14 protein-coding genes and 2 pseudogenes are annotated in these 15560 nt (G+C 63.0%); 4 read left to right on the top strand and 12 right to left on the bottom strand.

The window, feature by feature from the left end; translation table 11 throughout:
* Positions 1-3: 3 nt before the first annotated feature.
* On the bottom strand, positions 4-372 hold the full coding sequence (locus tag ACVWWD_RS01540) for a response regulator (protein WP_023770363.1): 369 nt from the start codon (positions 370-372) through the stop codon (positions 4-6).
* A 246-nt stretch (positions 373-618) separates the two neighbouring features.
* Positions 619-1248 (bottom strand): histidine phosphotransferase ChpT, encoded by a 630-nt coding sequence (gene chpT, locus ACVWWD_RS01535; protein WP_023770362.1) that lies wholly within the window; start codon positions 1246-1248, stop codon positions 619-621.
* A gap of 386 nt (positions 1249-1634) precedes the next feature.
* On the opposite strand from chpT, the gene ACVWWD_RS01530 reads away from it, so the two are divergent.
* Together ACVWWD_RS01530 and ACVWWD_RS01525 are read left to right on the top strand one after the other, a co-directional pair.
* Positions 1635-2171, top strand: coding sequence for a DUF1134 domain-containing protein (locus ACVWWD_RS01530; protein WP_224530344.1), 537 nt, complete (start codon positions 1635-1637; stop codon positions 2169-2171).
* A 156-nt stretch (positions 2172-2327) separates the two neighbouring features.
* Positions 2328-3482 carry a coiled-coil domain-containing protein gene (locus ACVWWD_RS01525; protein WP_352551990.1) on the top strand — a complete coding sequence of 385 codons (1155 nt, stop codon included), beginning with the start codon at positions 2328-2330 and terminating at the stop codon, positions 3480-3482.
* A 46-nt stretch (positions 3483-3528) separates the two neighbouring features.
* Here the strand turns inward: ACVWWD_RS01525 and ACVWWD_RS01520 are convergent, their stop codons facing one another.
* The 5 genes and pseudogenes from ACVWWD_RS01520 to ACVWWD_RS01500 form a co-directional block, all read right to left on the bottom strand.
* Complete coding sequence (locus ACVWWD_RS01520; protein ID WP_352551993.1) at positions 3529-4323, bottom strand: TrmH family RNA methyltransferase; 795 nt, start codon at positions 4321-4323, stop codon at positions 3529-3531.
* A 101-nt stretch (positions 4324-4424) separates the two neighbouring features.
* Positions 4425-4770: pseudogene (locus tag ACVWWD_RS01515) on the bottom strand (ArsR/SmtB family transcription factor).
* A 171-nt stretch (positions 4771-4941) separates the two neighbouring features.
* A complete protein-coding gene (locus tag ACVWWD_RS01510) occupies positions 4942-5703 on the bottom strand; it encodes a HugZ family pyridoxamine 5'-phosphate oxidase (RefSeq protein WP_352551995.1) in 762 nt (253 codons plus the stop codon).
* 109 nt (positions 5704-5812) lie between these two features.
* Entirely contained in the window at positions 5813-6574 is a 762-nt protein-coding gene (locus tag ACVWWD_RS01505; protein ID WP_023770358.1) for a 3-hydroxyacyl-CoA dehydrogenase, read from the bottom strand.
* An 83-nt stretch (positions 6575-6657) separates the two neighbouring features.
* Positions 6658-7182, bottom strand: a complete 525-nt coding sequence (locus ACVWWD_RS01500) for a GNAT family N-acetyltransferase (RefSeq protein WP_352551997.1) — start codon at positions 7180-7182, stop codon at positions 6658-6660.
* 267 nt (positions 7183-7449) lie between these two features.
* Here ACVWWD_RS01500 and ACVWWD_RS01495 point away from each other — a divergent pair, with 267 nt between their 5' ends.
* Entirely contained in the window at positions 7450-8442 is a 993-nt protein-coding gene (locus ACVWWD_RS01495) for a glutathione S-transferase family protein (RefSeq protein ID WP_352551999.1), read from the top strand.
* Here ACVWWD_RS01495 and ACVWWD_RS01490 read toward each other — a convergent pair whose 3' ends face one another.
* Positions 8443-8940 carry an NUDIX domain-containing protein gene (locus ACVWWD_RS01490; protein ID WP_023770356.1) on the bottom strand — a complete coding sequence of 166 codons (498 nt, stop codon included), beginning with the start codon at positions 8938-8940 and terminating at the stop codon, positions 8443-8445.
* Between the two features lie 53 nt (positions 8941-8993).
* Here ACVWWD_RS01490 and ACVWWD_RS01485 point away from each other — a divergent pair, with 53 nt between their 5' ends.
* Positions 8994-9923, top strand: a complete 930-nt coding sequence (locus ACVWWD_RS01485) for a metallophosphoesterase family protein (RefSeq protein WP_352552001.1) — start codon at positions 8994-8996, stop codon at positions 9921-9923.
* On the opposite strand, the gene ACVWWD_RS01480 is transcribed toward ACVWWD_RS01485, so the two are convergent.
* The 4 genes and pseudogenes from ACVWWD_RS01480 to leuA all read right to left on the bottom strand — a co-directional run bounded on the left by ACVWWD_RS01480 (position 9907) and on the right by leuA (position 15413).
* Entirely contained in the window at positions 9907-10521 is a 615-nt protein-coding gene (locus tag ACVWWD_RS01480; protein ID WP_023770354.1) for a hypothetical protein, read from the bottom strand. The genes ACVWWD_RS01485 and ACVWWD_RS01480 overlap by 17 nt on opposite strands.
* Before the next feature lie 108 nt (positions 10522-10629).
* A pseudogene (locus ACVWWD_RS01475) lies at positions 10630-11428 on the bottom strand (alpha/beta fold hydrolase).
* 220 nt (positions 11429-11648) lie between these two features.
* On the bottom strand, positions 11649-13424 hold the full coding sequence (locus ACVWWD_RS01470; RefSeq protein WP_352552005.1) for a tetratricopeptide repeat protein: 1776 nt from the start codon (positions 13422-13424) through the stop codon (positions 11649-11651).
* A gap of 249 nt (positions 13425-13673) precedes the next feature.
* On the bottom strand, positions 13674-15413 hold the full coding sequence (leuA, locus tag ACVWWD_RS01465) for a 2-isopropylmalate synthase (protein WP_352552920.1): 1740 nt from the start codon (positions 15411-15413) through the stop codon (positions 13674-13676).
* Positions 15414-15560 lie beyond the last annotated feature (147 nt).

Raw genomic sequence — 15560 nt, 5'->3', positions numbered from 1 at the left:
CGTTCAGGCAGCGATTTTCAAGGCGCGAAAACGTTCGAGCAGCTGCGGGCGATTGAAGGGCTTCAACAGATAGCCCTGGGCGCCGGCGCGCTTGGCTCGCATGATCGACGCGATATCGAGTTCGACCAGCGAGATCAGGATCTGTGGCCTGATCGGGCTCTCCATGGCGCGCACGCGCCGGATGAGGTCGACCGCCTGCACGTCCGGCAAGGCGCCGTCGATGACGATGATGTCGGGCATGTCGGCGGCGCACATCTCCAGTGCGTCAAGCCCGCTGGCCGCCTCGATGACAGTCATGTCGGAACCGCCCAGGATGCGTTTTGCAACCTTCCTGATGACGCTTGAATCGTCGACAAACATGCAGCGCTTCATTTCCGCGTCCTCTTTGCCGTTGGGCGATCCGGTCGTGCGGGGCATCTACGGCGCAGCCTAGACCGATCTGGTAAAGAAGCCGAAAAGCCGTTAGGTAAAATTTTTGCAAAGATGCCGTTCGGCGGGTTTTTCCTTGCGGATGTTTCGGTGTTGACGAGCGGGCAAAGGTCACCGCGCCGCGATTGCGTCGTCAATGAGTATTTCAGACTGAAATACTTTATTCGGTCGCGCTGCCGGCTCCGATTTTCAGGCCACTGAGAGGACGATTTCTTCAGGCGTAGCGTGGATCGAAATCGTCATGTTGGCCTCGCGGGCCAACAGCAGCGTGTAATAAGGTTGCACCGAATGCGCGTCGATCGGCTCTTCCGGCTTGTGGCCGGAATGCAGTTCGAGGAATTTCGGCGGAACACGCAGCATCGGACCGCTTGCGGAAAGCGAAAAACGCGGCTCGGTTTCGAGATTCTCAAGCGTCACGACCAGTTTGCCGCCGCGCGGAATGGCGGCATTGGCGACCAGCAGCAGGTTGAGCAGCAGCTTGACCTTGTTCTTGGGCAGCAGCGCGCGGGTTCCCTTCCAGACCAATTCCGGCTTTTCGTTCTTGAGGAAGGCAATGGCGACGGCCTCGGCATCTCCGGTGTCGATCATCATGCCCGCAGAGCCGGCCGCACCGAAGGCGATTCGGGCAAATTGCAAACGGGCCGAAGCGTTTTTTGCACTCTGACGGATGAGCCGCATGGCGTCTTCGTCGGCACCGCCCTCGTCGAGCAGTTCAAGCCCGTTGTTGATCGCGCCGACCGGCGAGATGATGTCGTGGCAGACCCGACTGCACAAAAGCGCCGCCAGGTCGGGAGCGGTAAGGGTGAACAGATCGGCCATCGGCGAAATCCCTGCAAAATCTTCAAGTTGACGGCCGAGCGGTCGATCTTCGCGCCTGCCCACACGAATCACGCTTCAACCCAAGGCTTTCTGAATACACAGCGCCCGCGCGTGCAGCAACAAATCCAAAATTGTCGTCATGGCATATGGCGCGTTCACGCAGGCTGCGTGTCCCTCGAGCGGCCAGGAGCCTTCGAACCGCCATCTTCATGTGGGAATTTAATGGTTGAAAAAGGATTACGGCATAATTTGCCCCTAACAGTCATCCTTAACGGCCGCCTAAAAAGAGCCGCACGGATGCGAGGCGTCGGCGAAAGTGCTTCATGACGGAGATTGGAAGCATGTTTTCCCGAATCTATGACCGGAGTTTTTTCCGTGTCCTCTCAATGGCGATCGCGCTCATGGGCGTTCTCGTCTTCTCGACATCGCCCCTGCGGGCGCAGGAGTACACCGCTCAGGAGATTGTCGATTCCGGCCACAAGTTCTTCGGCGCGACGTCGGGCGGGTTGGCCACCGTCGTGGAGAAGATTTTCGCCTCCTACGGTCTGCCCAATGGCTACCTGCTTGGGGAGGAGGGATCCGGTGCGCTGATCGGCGGCCTGACCTATGGGGAAGGTACGCTCTACACCAAGAATGCCGGCGATCACAAAGTGTTCTGGCAAGGCCCGTCGCTGGGCTGGGATTTCGGCGGCGAGGGGTCACGCGTGATGATGCTGGTCTACAATCTCGACGATGTCGGTAACCTTTATAATCGCTATGGCGGCGTCGCCGGATCGGCCTATGTGGTGGCGGGCGTCGGCTTCAACGTGCTGAAGAACAACAATGTGCTGCTGGTGCCGATCCGTACCGGCGTCGGCGCCCGGCTCGGCGTCAATCTGGGCTACCTGAAACTGACCGAGCGGGCGACCTGGAACCCGTTCTGATCCGGCCGACATGAGCGAGCCACGGACGGTTCGATCGGATTCCTCAACCTACGACCCGAATCGGCCGCGGCAAGCCCTTGCCGCGGTGCCGGATTTCCGCCATGCCAAGATGGCACGGTCCAGCCTTCCAAGTTGTCGTCGATAACGGGTAGTCCTTTGGTTCAGTCGGTCCTGTTCTTTGCCCTCGGCTTTCTCTGTGCCGGCTTTCTGGCGCTGATGGTGGCTCCCGCCGTCTGGCGGCGTGCTGTCGCCCTGACCCGCAGGCGCATCGAAGCCTCCATTCCACTGACGCAAGCCGAGATTCAGGCCGACAAGGACCGGATCCGGGCCGAATACGCCATGACGACCCGGCGCCTCGAAATCAACGTCAAGACTTTGCGCGAGAAGGCGGCCGAACAACTCGTCGAGATCAATCGCGGCCGCGAGGCGCTGAAGGCGCTGGCGGTGGAGCGCACGGACAAGAACCACGCGCTCGCCGAACTCGGCGCCAAGAACGAAGCTCTTCGACAGCGCGAAGAGGAACTGCATGAGCTTTCGGAGCGGCTCAAGGAAACCGAACGAAAGCTGGAAAGGCGGGCGCTCGATCTCGAGAAGCTGGAGCACATGTATGACGACGCCAGTTTTGCCTCTAGCAGCCGCCAGATCGAACTCGTGGCCCGCGAATCCGAATTGCAGAAGCTTGCCAGCGACATCTCGCTGCTGCGCGGCCAGCGTAAGGAAGCGGATCGGCGCAGCCAGGAGATCGCGGCCGAAAGCAAGGCCGCGCGCGATGCCTTGAAGGCCGAGAAGAAAAGGGCCGCCGAACGCGACAAGAAGGTCGAGCGGCTGCTGGCAGCGCTCGCTGACCGTGAGGACAAGCTTGATCGGCGAGAAAAGGAATTGGCGCGGTTGCGGGAAAAATCGAAAACCGAGGACGGCGCACCGGCCCTGCGGCTGGTCGGCAAGCCCGATGAGCCGGGCCGGCACGAGGAGGCCGGCAGGCGCGACGCCGTGGACCGGGCGATTGCCAAGCTTGACGGCGACCGCGAACGGCTGGAGGCCAGGCTGACGGCACTGGCGCGCGAGAACAAGCGCCTCAAGGCGGATCTCGGCGCCGCGGCATCGTCGGGTTTGACGAACGGCAATGGTGCCGCGCTCCGTGAGCAGATGAATGAGCTGGCGGCGGAGGTGGTCCACCTGACGGCCAAGCTCGAGGGGCCCGATTCACCAATCGCCAAGGTGCTCGCCGCACCTCAGGACAACCGCTCCACCGGCCACGACCGCAGCCTCGCCGATCGCGTGCGCGCCTTGCAGAAAGCAGAAGTCAACTGACGCGGTGCAGGCTGACGCGTTCGCCATGGCCTGGCTCACATGATCGTCAGCGCGAGAAATGATGCAGGGCAATGGCTGAGGCAGCAGCGACGTTCAAGCTGTCGAAGCCTTTCGACATGGTGATCCGCACCGTTTGCAAGCGGGCAAGCAGGCTTTCGGGCAGGCCTTCGCCTTCGGCGCCGAGATAGAGTGCCAGCCGCTCGCCGCGCCGTGCATCGCGTATGTCGATCCGGCCGCGCGGTGACAATGCGAACTGGTGATAACCCCGGCGGTCGAGCTCCGCGGTGAAGCCCGCGGTGTCCGTGAAGGACGCAAAAGGGATCTTGAGCGCGGCGCCGACCGAAACTCGGATCGCCTTGCGGTACAGCGGATCGCAGCATGTCCCGTCCATCAGCACCGCATCGGCCCCGAAAGCGGCGGCGTTGCGGAAGATCGAACCCATATTGTCGTGGTTGGCGATGCCGACAGGCACGACGATCAGGGCTTGAGCGGGCAAGGCATCCAGCAATGACCCGGCCGGATGCGGCGTCTCCTTGCGGCCGATGGCCAGGACGCCGCGATGCATGTGGAATCCGGCAATCGCGTCCATCACCCCACTGGCGACGACGTAGACCGGTAGGTCCGCTTGTGCCTTGCGCAGAACCACTTCCAGGCCGCCAAGCCTGTTTTCCAAGATCAGGACGGATTCCGCGCTGAAGCGGCTCGACGACAAAAGCAGGTCGAGCACCACTTTGCCTTCGGCGACGAAGCGGCCTTGCCGGCCCGCCAGATCGCGCTCGCGGATATCGAGATAGGCTGCGACACGCGGATCGCGTGGATCGTCGATGCGAATTGGGTCCATGTCCCGCTCAACAATCGAAAGCGTGGTTGGTGCGCCGGGAAAGACACACCAACCACGCTCCGGAAATCGTCAGCGAGGTAAATGGCCGCGGCAGCCCCCGGTCAGGTCCCGGCGCGGCGCAACCTCTGCGCCATTTGGGACAGATCCTCCTTACCGCCACCGAAAATGCCTTCCAGCATGGCAAGCAGTTCGCGTACAGCATCGGATTTGCAGGAATAGTAGATCATCTGGCGATCGCGGCGGGTATCCACGAGGTCGAGCGCCCGCAACTTGGCCAAGTGCTGCGAGAGGGCGGATTGGCTGAGCATCACCTTTTCGGCGATGGCGCCGACCGACATTTCGCCGTCGATCAGATAGCTCATGATCAACAACCGTTTTTCGTTGCCCATCAGCATCAGAAATTCGGGCAGCTGATTCGGCTTTGGCGATTAGCTTTGTCGAGACCATTGATGCCCCATGCTTTTTGCTCATCGAGGCGCCATGGGGGCGATGGTGCCTGAATCCATAAATTCACTGTGAAGATGCTAACGAGTCAGCACCACACCTAAAGCCTAGAACATTTCTTTCAAATCTCAAGCGTTGCTTTTGATCAAATGCAATTTAAATCTCCCTTTGCGCCTAGGATGCCGCCCTGGCGGCCATCGCCATTTCAACCAGAGCGGGACGCAATTCATTCGCGTCCACCAGTGGTTGCGGGAAGAACACTCGGCAAACATCGTTCCCAGACACCAGGTCCATGCCATCGGCATCCAACCCGGCGATGGTCCAGCCATCACCTGGCGCCTTGGCAAAGTGATGGGCGTAGTTGGCGATCGCGTCGAGATGGTCCGCATTCATGTGCTCGACAGCCGACTGTTCGCTCGCCGCGAGCTCTTCGACAATCGGCCCGGCGGTGACCAGATCGGACCGGTCGAGCAGATAAGCCCTGCCGAAGCCGCCGTTGAGGCTGGCGCGCTGCGGGTCGAGGCGGAAGATCGAAAAGTCGCCGAGCCCGGCATAGAGGCTCGCCTCGGGATTGCGGTTGAGATAGCGGCGCTCGGCGCGGGCATGCGCCTGCGAGCCGCGCTCCAGCCGCGATGCCTGGCAGACCAGCGTCAGCCGCGGATGCGCCAGCGGATCGCCTTTGCCGGGCTCCCCGAGCAGAAGGGAACAGCGCCGATCGGCAAGCAGGGCTGGCGTGTGCGCCGCGAGCATCGACACCAGGATGAGCGGTGCGCCGTCAATGTCGGTGGCGGCGCCGACCCGGCTCACCAGCGGCGCCCCGGTCCCCGGTTCCAGCACCGCCAGGGCGCCGAAACGGGCACTGCGCAGAAGCGTTTTCGCCAAGCGGACCGCCTCGGCGTCGGTCTCGCGGATGACATCCTTCTTTCCATCGTCCAAGTTCTCGCCCTGCCAAGTTGATTTCCTATTCCGCTTGTCAGCCGATGATGCCGGACTTGGCAAGGGGAGGCACCCGCGCAAACCGCTTCGCAGCTTGGGGCGACACGCCTTACCTCGGCGCCATGCGGATGGCGCCGTCGAGGCGGATGGTCTCGCCGTTCAGCATCTGGTTCTCGATGATGTGCAAAGCAAGCGCGGCATATTCGGATGGTTCGCCGAGCCGTGACGGGAAAGGCACGGCGGCGCCCAGCGAATCCTGCACGTCCTGCGGCATGCCGGCCATCATCGGCGTCTTGAAGATGCCGGGCGCGATGGTGCAGACCCGAATGCCGGAACGGGCGAGATCGCGCGCCACCGGCAGCGTCATGCCGACGACGCCGCCCTTCGAAGCCGAATAGGCCGCCTGGCCGATCTGGCCGTCATAGGCGGCGACCGAAGCGGTGTTGACGATGACGCCGCGCTCGCCGCCCCGCAGCGGCTCGAGTTTCGCGGCGCGGTCGGCGACTAGGCGGATCATGTTGAACGTGCCGATCAGATTGACCTCGATCACCCTGCGGTACTGGTCGAGCGGATGCGGTCCATCCTTGCCGATGGTCTTCACGCCGATGGCGATGCCGGCGCAATTGACCAGGATGCGCGGCTCGCCCAGCTTGGCGGCAACCTCGGCCAGGGCGGCGACGCCACTGTCGGCACTCGCGACGTCGCACTGGACGGCGATGCCGCCGCTCTCGGCCGCGACCTTAGCCGCGCGCTCGATGCCAATGTCGAAGATGGCGACGCGGGCTCCCTTGGCGGCGAGCGCACGAGCAGTTGCCTCGCCAAGGCCGGAGCCGCCGCCGGTCACGATTGCTATCTGGCCGCTGGGGTTCATGGCGTCATCCTTCCCGCGAGAATGGGCTTGCTATCAAATAGGACGGATCAGGCCCGGATCGACGGGCCAGGTCAAGCCATCGCCTAGATGTGCTCGGCGGCCCTGGCCTGGCTGGCGTGACCAACCTCGCCGGAAAGCCTGGCAACCGCGCCCGGCGTGATCTCGTGCGACAAAAGGCGGTCGAGGTCGACAGGCCTTGGCATCGAAATCTGACCACGGGGGATGCGCTTGAAGCCGAGCGGCCCGTAGTAAGGTTCGTCGCCAACCAGGATGACGGCCGGCGCGCCAGCCTTGCCGGCCGCCTCCAGCGCGATCGCTACCAGCCGGCGGCCGATGCCGAGGTTCTTGAAGGCGGGCCGTACCGCGAGTGGCCCAAGCATCAGCGCCCGGCCGGCCCCGGCCGCTATGCGCGTCATGCGCACAGAGGCGACGACGAGGTCGCCGTCGACCGCGACAAAGGACAGGGCGCGCTCGTGGCCGCCGGCCTCGCGGATCTTGTAGGCGGCCAGCACGAAACGGCCGGGGCCGAAGGCCTCGTCGTTAATGGCTTCGATTTGAGGGTCATGCGCCGGGGTTTCCGGCAGGTATTTCACGTCGGCAAGGCTCATGGTCTTTGCGTTCCGGTAGAGGAGGAAAGATTGCTGCAAACGGCAGCATTCGCCAGTCAGCGCTTCATCAAGCGCGGGCGCCCTTTCGTCGTCGGTCAAACCGGATCAAGGCAAAGTCGAACATGCGGAGTGTCCGCTAGCATCAATTTTGCGCCGCCGCAATCGACCCGTTCGCCGGCACTACCGATTGACGATCTGTTCAGCCCTGGATGATTTCCGCCTTACCGTAGCGCGCCCTACATGACGGGAAACGCGAAAGGACAATTCATGGGATTGCTCGTCGATGGCAAATGGCAGGACCGCTGGTACGACACGAAGAACAGTGGCGGCAAGTTCGTGCGGGCGCAGTCGCAATGGCGCGACTGGATCACGCACGACGGCAAACCCGCCGAAGGCCGCAGCCGCGGCTTCAAGGCGGAGCCCGGCCGCTATCACCTTTACGTCTCACTCGCCTGTCCCTGGGCGCACCGGACGCTAATTTTTCGCGCACTGAAGAGGCTGGAAGGCATCATTTCCGTCTCGGTGGTTCACCATTTCATGGGTGCGAACGGTTGGACGTTTCTCGCCGAGGACGGCGCCACCGGCGACACGCTCTATGGTCTCGACTTTCTGCACCAGATTTACACCGAGGCCGATCCTGCCTATTCAGGCCGGGTGACGGTGCCGGTGCTGTGGGACAAGAAGGAACAGACGATCGTCTCCAACGAATCCTCCGAGATCATCCGGATGCTCAATTCGGCCTTCGACGAATGGGGCAACGCCAGCTTCGACTTCTACCCCGAGGCCCTGCGCGGCGAGATCGACGCGATCAACGCGCTGGTCTATCCCGCCGTCAACAATGGCGTCTATCGTGCCGGTTTTGCCACCACGCAAGCGGCCTATGAGGAGGCGTTCGGCGCGCTGTTTTCGGCGCTCGATACTCTGGAACATCGCCTTTCCAGGCAACGCTACCTGGTGGGTGATCGCATCACCGAGGCCGACTGGCGGCTGTTCACCACCCTGGTGCGCTTCGATCCGGTCTATGTCGGTCACTTCAAGTGCAACCTGCGCCGCATCGCCGATCATCCGAACCTCTCGAACTATCTGCGCGACCTCTATAGCGTGCCTGGCGTCGCCGGGACCGTGAACCTGCGCCACATCAAGGCGCATTATTACGGCAGCCACGAGACCATCAACCCGACCCGGATCGTGCCGGTCGGGCCGGCGCTCGACTATGGCGCGCCGCATGATCGGGCGCGTTTTGGAAGGGCTGCCGCCTGACTACCAATAGGGCGATGCCGGCACGTTTGCGAAAATTTCGGCGATCCGCCGCAGCGTTGCCGGCGTCGTGCCCTCCGGCAGGCGATCGAGCGGGAAAAAGCCGGCCTCGGCGATTTCATGGTCGGGCAGTTTCGGTGCGGTCTGGCTGAACTGTTCGACGAGATAGAAGCCGACATGGTCGCGCCGGCTGGCACGGCGGTTGAAATGCATCGATTTGAGAACCGGCGCGTCCGTGATCTGGATGTTGCCTTCCTCGTAAAGTTCGCGCGCCAGCGCCTCGGCCATCGTCTCGCCAACCTCGACGCCGCCGCCGGGAAGCTGCCAACCGGGCACATAGGTATGGCGGATGAGGAAGACGGAATTGGTGCCGGCATCGTGGATCAGGCCGCGCACACCGAGCGTCATCGGCCGCCGCAGCACGAAATAGAGATGGAACAGCCAGGCCCTCAAACCCGCCCAGCCGGTCTGGCGGAAAGGAGCCTCCTCGTCGCTCGCCATCAGTAGCGAAACCGTGGGTGGAAAGGGGCGCGCACGTCGCCTATGAAGGAGGGATGTTCAGGCTCGCGCATATTTCCGATGTCCATCTGGGGCCGCTGCCCGATGTATCCTATCGCGATCTCGCCTCCAAGCGCGTGCTCGGCTACGTCAACTGGCAGCGCAACCGCCGCCGCCACATGCACGATGCCGTCATCGACGCCATCGTCGCCGATATCAAGGCGCAAAACCCCGACCATCTCGCCATCACCGGCGACCTCGTCAACCTCGCCCTCGACGGTGAGATCGAGATGGCCAAACACTGGCTCGAGACGCTGGGGCCACCGCATGACGTTTCGGTCGTGCCGGGAAACCATGATGCCTATGTGCCCGGCGCCTTCGACAAGGTCTGCCGGTCGTGGGCGGCGTGGATGAGCGGCGACGGTGTCAACACGCCGGTCGACCGCAATGCCTTCCCATATCTGCGCGTGCGCGGCAACATCGCGCTGATCGGGGTCTCGACGGCGCGCGCCACGGCGCCCTTCATGGCCAATGGTTTCTTCATGGAGGGACAGGCGGCTCGGCTCGGCAAGATCCTCGAGAGCACGGCGAAGCAAGGGCTTTTCCGCGCGATCATGATCCATCATCCGCCATTACGGGGCGCCGTCTCCCAGCACAAGCGGCTGTTCGGCATCGCCCGCTTCCACAAAATCGTCCGTCGCCATGGCGCGGAGCTTGTGTTGCACGGCCATTCGCATCTGCCGTCGTTGTTCCAGATTGGGCTTCGCGGTGCAAAGATCCCGGTCGTCGGGGTCGCCGCCGCCGGCCAGGCGCCGGGCGGCAATCACCCGGCAGCACAGTACAATCTGTTCGACATCGACGGCGAAAAGGGTAACTGGCGTATCCACCTGACGCGACGCGGTCTGACCGGACCGTCGATACCGCCTTCCGATCTGCAGAGCCTGGAACTCGGGGTCGAGCCCGGCGAGGCTATGGTCGCCAGTTGAGAACCATGGCCGAGATGCGGTCCCACAGCAGCGCGGCCGACAACGCCAGACCAACCAGCGCGCCGGCGGCGACCAGCCCAAGCCCGGACAGGAAGGCCCACCAGCCCTTGCCTTGCGTCGATGCTCGCAGCGGTGGCTCGGCTTCCGCGACCTCGGCGCGTTTCAAACCGGCGACCGCCGGCTCGACGCCACCTTCCATCATCCTCTGGCGCTCGACGATGCGCTCGGCCACATAACGCGTCACGGAATCGGCGACCGGCTTCATCTCGGTCGACTCGGCAAGCACGACCCGGCCAATGCGTGTATCCTTGAGGAAACGGTAGGTGCGACGGTCGCGTCCCATCGCGACATGGCTGACGGCATCGATCCACAGGCGCGGCTGCAGCCCCGAGGAGACGACAAAGTCGAAATTGTCCATGTCGGCTGGAACGTCGGCAAAGATGGGCGCGAGGTCCGCGGCCAGCAGGTCCAGGCGCATGCGGTGCGCCTCGCGCATGTCGACAACGACATCGTCGCGGTCAGCGAAGGCATTCTTCACATCACGGATGGCATCGGACAGTTTCTTTGACGGATCGATCTTCTCGCCTGCGTCCTTCATCGGCGTGGCCTCACGGGTTTGGTTAACAGGCAGTTAACACAGCCGAAGCCAAAATGCACTGGCGAGATCAAAATGGCAGGGCGCCCGCTCGGTGCCGCGCGGGACGTCTCACCCGGTGGCGGCGAGTTTCGGGCGCAAGGGCCTGGCGCGGCGGTTCATGTTCCGCTGTATGATCATGGCGACCAGATCGGGCGCCTCCTCGATCAGCATATGGCCAGCCTCCAGCACGTGGTGCACGTGAAATCGCGCGGGCAGACTATCCATTTGGGTAACGGGTAGCATCGGGTCATCGCTCCCCCATACCACCGTCACCGGCATGGTCAGTGTGTCCAACCGGTCGCGCGGGATGACGCCCTGCCGGTCGTCGCTGGTCATGGCGGCAGCAATCTCGATCAGTTTCTCCACCTGGCCGGGTCGCCCGCGCATGTCGCGGAGGGCGTCCACGGTGTCATCGACAGGGCGCGTCAGCGGTCCCGACATCGCGCTTAGGCACGCCCGGATGTCGGAGGAATCCCTTGCGGCGGCAAAGCGGCGCAACCGGGCCGTTGATCTCGGGGCCGAAGCCGCCCGGCGCCAGAAGTGTTAGCGAGGCCACCCTCTCGGGTTCCGCCAGTGCCATCAGCGTCGCCACCGCGCCGCCCATCGAGTGGCCCACCAGATGAACGCGCTTCACCGATCGCGCGGTGAGATCGGCCAGGACGGCCCTTGCCGCCCCCTTGGCCGGGCCGGCGCCGGGCAGATCGAGCGACAGCCCGTGCCCCGGCAAATCATAAGCGAGTGTGCGCACCGCAGGCGACAGCGACGGGATCACTTCGTGCCAGACACCATGGCAGCCGCCAAAACCATGCAGCAAGGCGATGGCCTTCGAGCCAGTACCCTGTTCGGTGGCGTGAAGCGATGCGATCATGAAATGTGAAAGCTTATGACGGGACGGCAAGATGGGAATGCGGCTGGATTGCTCCTTGTCCAGCACGATGGCCAGTAAAATTTTCGCGACGGCTGGCGGTTGCGAGCTCTCGACCTCGCGAAGTCGTCTGACAAAGGCGGCAAATCAGTCGAATCGGGGTTTGCCACCTGCTTTCGGCGGCCAACAATTCGGTTGGTCCAAACAACCCGTTGGTGGGACGTCAGCTCGCGTTGCCGAGGCCCGCCGCGCGCAGGGCCCCAACCAGCCGCTCGGTCAGATCGGGCGGATATTTTCGTTCGACGAAGGTCGCGCGCGGATCGGCGGCGAATTTCGGAAATTTGGCGGTCAGCTCGTCGAGCAGCTTGCGCGCCAGATTGTCCCGGCCGGCGATCTTGGCGCCGATCAGCCGGGCGGCAAGATAGTGCGACTTGGTTGCGGTTGTTCTCAAAGAGGAACTGGCGATGGCGGCCTTGTTCGTGTCGCCAAGCATGAGTTCGCCGGCGAAAAGTCCGAAATCCCACCATGTCGGATGACCGCTGGAGGCGTCCACCGCCTGGGCCAGGATCGGCGTCCCCTCGGCATACCGGCCGGCGAAAATCAGCCCATAGCCGTAAGCGGCGGCCATGGCGAGATCGTAGGGATTGAGGTCATAGGCCTTGCGCATCCAGCGCAGGGCCTCGTCAGCGTTGCCAAGACGCGAATTGATGTAGCCGTAGGAGCGATGCGCATAAGGACTGGTCGGTCCCATTTGTACGGCGCGATGGGCAAATGTCATCGCCTTCTCGATCGTGGCATCCGGCGGATAGGCGTAGTGGTCGTTCACGGCCTCCAGGTGCAGCGAGGCGAGTTCCGAATAGACCAGTGGTGACTTGGCGCCGCGTTCGGCGAGGGTTTCGAGGCAGCGATAGGCGGCTTCGTGGGTCCTGGCGTTCTGGTCGAGATAATATTTGTCGTTGAGCGTCAGGCATTGCGTGAGGACGGTCTGAATGCCGCTCTGTTCGAGATAGCTGTAGATTGTGCCGGAAGCGGGAAGAGTGGACGTCAAGATGCCGGCTATACGGTTCTCGACGGCGGCCGGTGCGCTGTCGGCGGCGGTCAGGTTGCGCGACAAAAGCACCCGTCCGGTCGCCACGCTCTGCAGTTCAATCGTGATTTCGCCCGTATCCGGCCCAGGCAGAATATCGAAGATGAAGCTCGTGGCATTGGTGGCCGGATCGGTTGTGGCGACCGCGTCGCGACCGATGAAATCGATCGTATCGAAACCGCTCAGGCCGGCGCGCAGCGATGCGGCGACACGGCTGGCATCCGTGCCACTGGCCTTGTCGGCGATGTAGACGATTGGCAAGGCCTCGCTGGCGGGAGACGGCGCGACGCCGCTGGCCAGGCCCGCGGTCTCGAGCGTGGCCGCAAAGTCGCCGCCTGCCAGCAGCGCACCGCCGCCCTGACGCAGGATCAAAACACCAAGCATGGCGATGACGACAGCGATCGCCATCCAGAAGAATCGGAGGTGACGTGCCACCGACGGCGCGGGCGCGACAATCGGCGCCAATAAGGCAGGGGCCGGAGTGGTGCTCTCGGCAGTGCCGCGTTGCGCCGATGGAGCCGCCGCCGCTCCCGTCTGGGTGGCGAGTTCGGCCGTCTCCGGCAAGCGGATCGCGTTGAGCTCGTAGGCCGGGACGTAGCCGCCGCGCGGAATGGCTATGCGGACAGGCTCCGCAACACCTTCATTGGCGAAATATTGCTGCAGCAAGTCACGCAGCCGGCCGGCCTGAACCCGCACCACCGCATCAGTCGAAGGATCGAAATCGCCGTCCTTGCCGAAGACATCCATGGCGATGGAAAAGCCCTTGAGCCTGTCGGCTTCGCCCGCCTGTTCGCGCTCGACAAGATAGCGCAACAGCTTGCGTGCCCGCTCGGATCTTCCGAACGTTTCGCTGGCAAGCAGTCGCTCCAATGTTTCGCGCACTGCGGGGGCGGCAGGCGTGGCATGCTGCAAGTGTCGATCCTCTCGAAGTCGGCACAGGTTAAGGCGCTGATCATATAATGCCCGCACCGCCATACAAGTATACACCCATTATGCGATCGCCTACCCCACCGGATATTTTGCCGGTGGTTAATGAGCAGCGCGCGACAGGATGGCCAGGAAGCCGGAGCAGTCCTTATCGAATCCCATGGATGCCAAGACCTTGTTCAGGCCGAAGAATGGCGGCGCGAGAGCAATCCCGGCTCTCGCGCCGACGGCGAACTATCGCGCGTTGCGGCCGACGATACGATTGGCCGCTGACGTTACCGCTTCCAGAGAGGCGGCGACGATGTTGGTGTTGATGCCGGCGCCGAACAGCTTGCCGCCGGGATATTCCATCTCGACATAGGAGATGGCCGACGCATTCGAGCCCCGCTGCATCGAATGCTCGGAATAATCGAGCACCGACATCTCGACGCCGACATGGCGTGACAGCGCATCGACGAAGCCGTCGATCGGGCCGGTGCCGGTGCCTGATATCGTCACTTCCTTGCCGTGGTCGAGGATGACCGCCTCGACCACGCGCCGGCCCTTCACCTCGGTGGCCGGATAAGTGTGATGATCGAGGAATTTCAGGCGGGCGCCAGGCTGGTCGACATAGGTTTCGAGGAAGCGGTCATGAATACGCTTTGCCGGCACTTCCTTGCCTTCGGCGTCGGTGATCGCCTGGATAGCCTGGCTGAATTCGATCTGCAGGTTGCGCGGCAAATTGAGGCCGTAATCGGCCTGCAACACATAGGCAATACCGCCCTTGCCCGACTGCGAGTTGATGCGGATGATGGCCTCATAGCTGCGGCCGACATCGGCCGGATCGATTGGCAGGTATGGCACTTCCCAGTGCGGCGTGTTGGCCTTCTTCAAGGCCTTCATGCCCTTGTTGATGGCGTCCTGGTGCGAGCCGGAAAAAGCAGTGTAGACGAGTTCGCCGACGTAGGGGTGACGCTCGGGAATCTTCAGCTGGTTCGAATACTCGTAGACATCCTTCATCCGGTTGATGTCGGAGCAGTCGATGCCCGGATCGACGCCTTGCGTGTACATGTTGAGCGCCAAGGTGACGATGTCGACATTGCCGGTGCGCTCGCCATTGCCGAACAGAGTGCCCTCGACCCGGTCGGCACCAGCCATCAGGCCGAGTTCGGTGGTGGCGATGCCGGTGCCACGATCATTGTGCGGATGCAGCGAGATGATCAGGTTTTCGCGGTTGTCGAGATTGCGGCACATCCACTCGATGCGGTCGGCATAGATGTTGGGCGTCGACATCTCGACCGTCGACGGCAGGTTGATGATCAGCTTGTTGTCGGGCGTCGGCCTGACGATTTCGGTGACGGCGTTGCAGATCTCCAGAGCGACCTCGAGTTCGGTGCCGGTGAAGCTCTCCGGCGAATATTCGAAGCGATAGCCGCCGCCAGCCCTGGCAGCCATGTCGGTGATCATCTTGGCCGCGTCGGTCGCGATGCGCTTGATGCCGCCGACATCTTTCTCGAAGACGACGCGACGCTGCAACTCGCTGGTCGAGTTGTAGAAATGCACGATCGGGTTGGTGGCGCCCTTCAGCGCCTCGAAGGTGCGGCTGATCAGTTCGGGCCGGCACTGCACCAGCACCTGCAACGACACATCGGCCGGCACATTGCCTTGCTCGATGCACCAGCGCGCGAAGTCGAAATCGGTCTGCGAGGCGGACGGGAAGCCGATCTCGATTTCCTTGAAGCCCATGTCGAGCAGCAGGCCGAACATGCGCGCCTTGCGCTCGTGGCCCATAGGATCGATCAGCGCCTGGTTGCCGTCGCGCAAATCCACCGAGCACCAGATCGGCGCCTTGTCGATCACCTTCGAGGGCCAGGTCCGGTCGGTGAGGCCGACGGTCGGGTAGGGCTGATATTTTCGGGCTGCGTCCGGCATGCCCCGGCCAATTTGCTTGCCGGTCGCGGCCTCGCTGGCGCGGATGTCTTCTCGTGCGTTCATCGTCGTTTCTCCCGGCGGCTGGCGGGTCCACCTTTCAGGCGGATGTGGAGCCAAGCGGCGCCTTTACCAGAATTTCGTTCGCTTGATATGATCTGCCAAGGAGCATGCGCTTGCGCGGCGGTTCGACCGCCGGGCGCTCCTTCAGCG

The organism is Mesorhizobium sp. URHB0026 (assembly GCF_054059755.1).
Note: the sequence above shows the minus strand (reverse complement) of the source record. Positions and strands in the feature narration are given on the sequence as shown.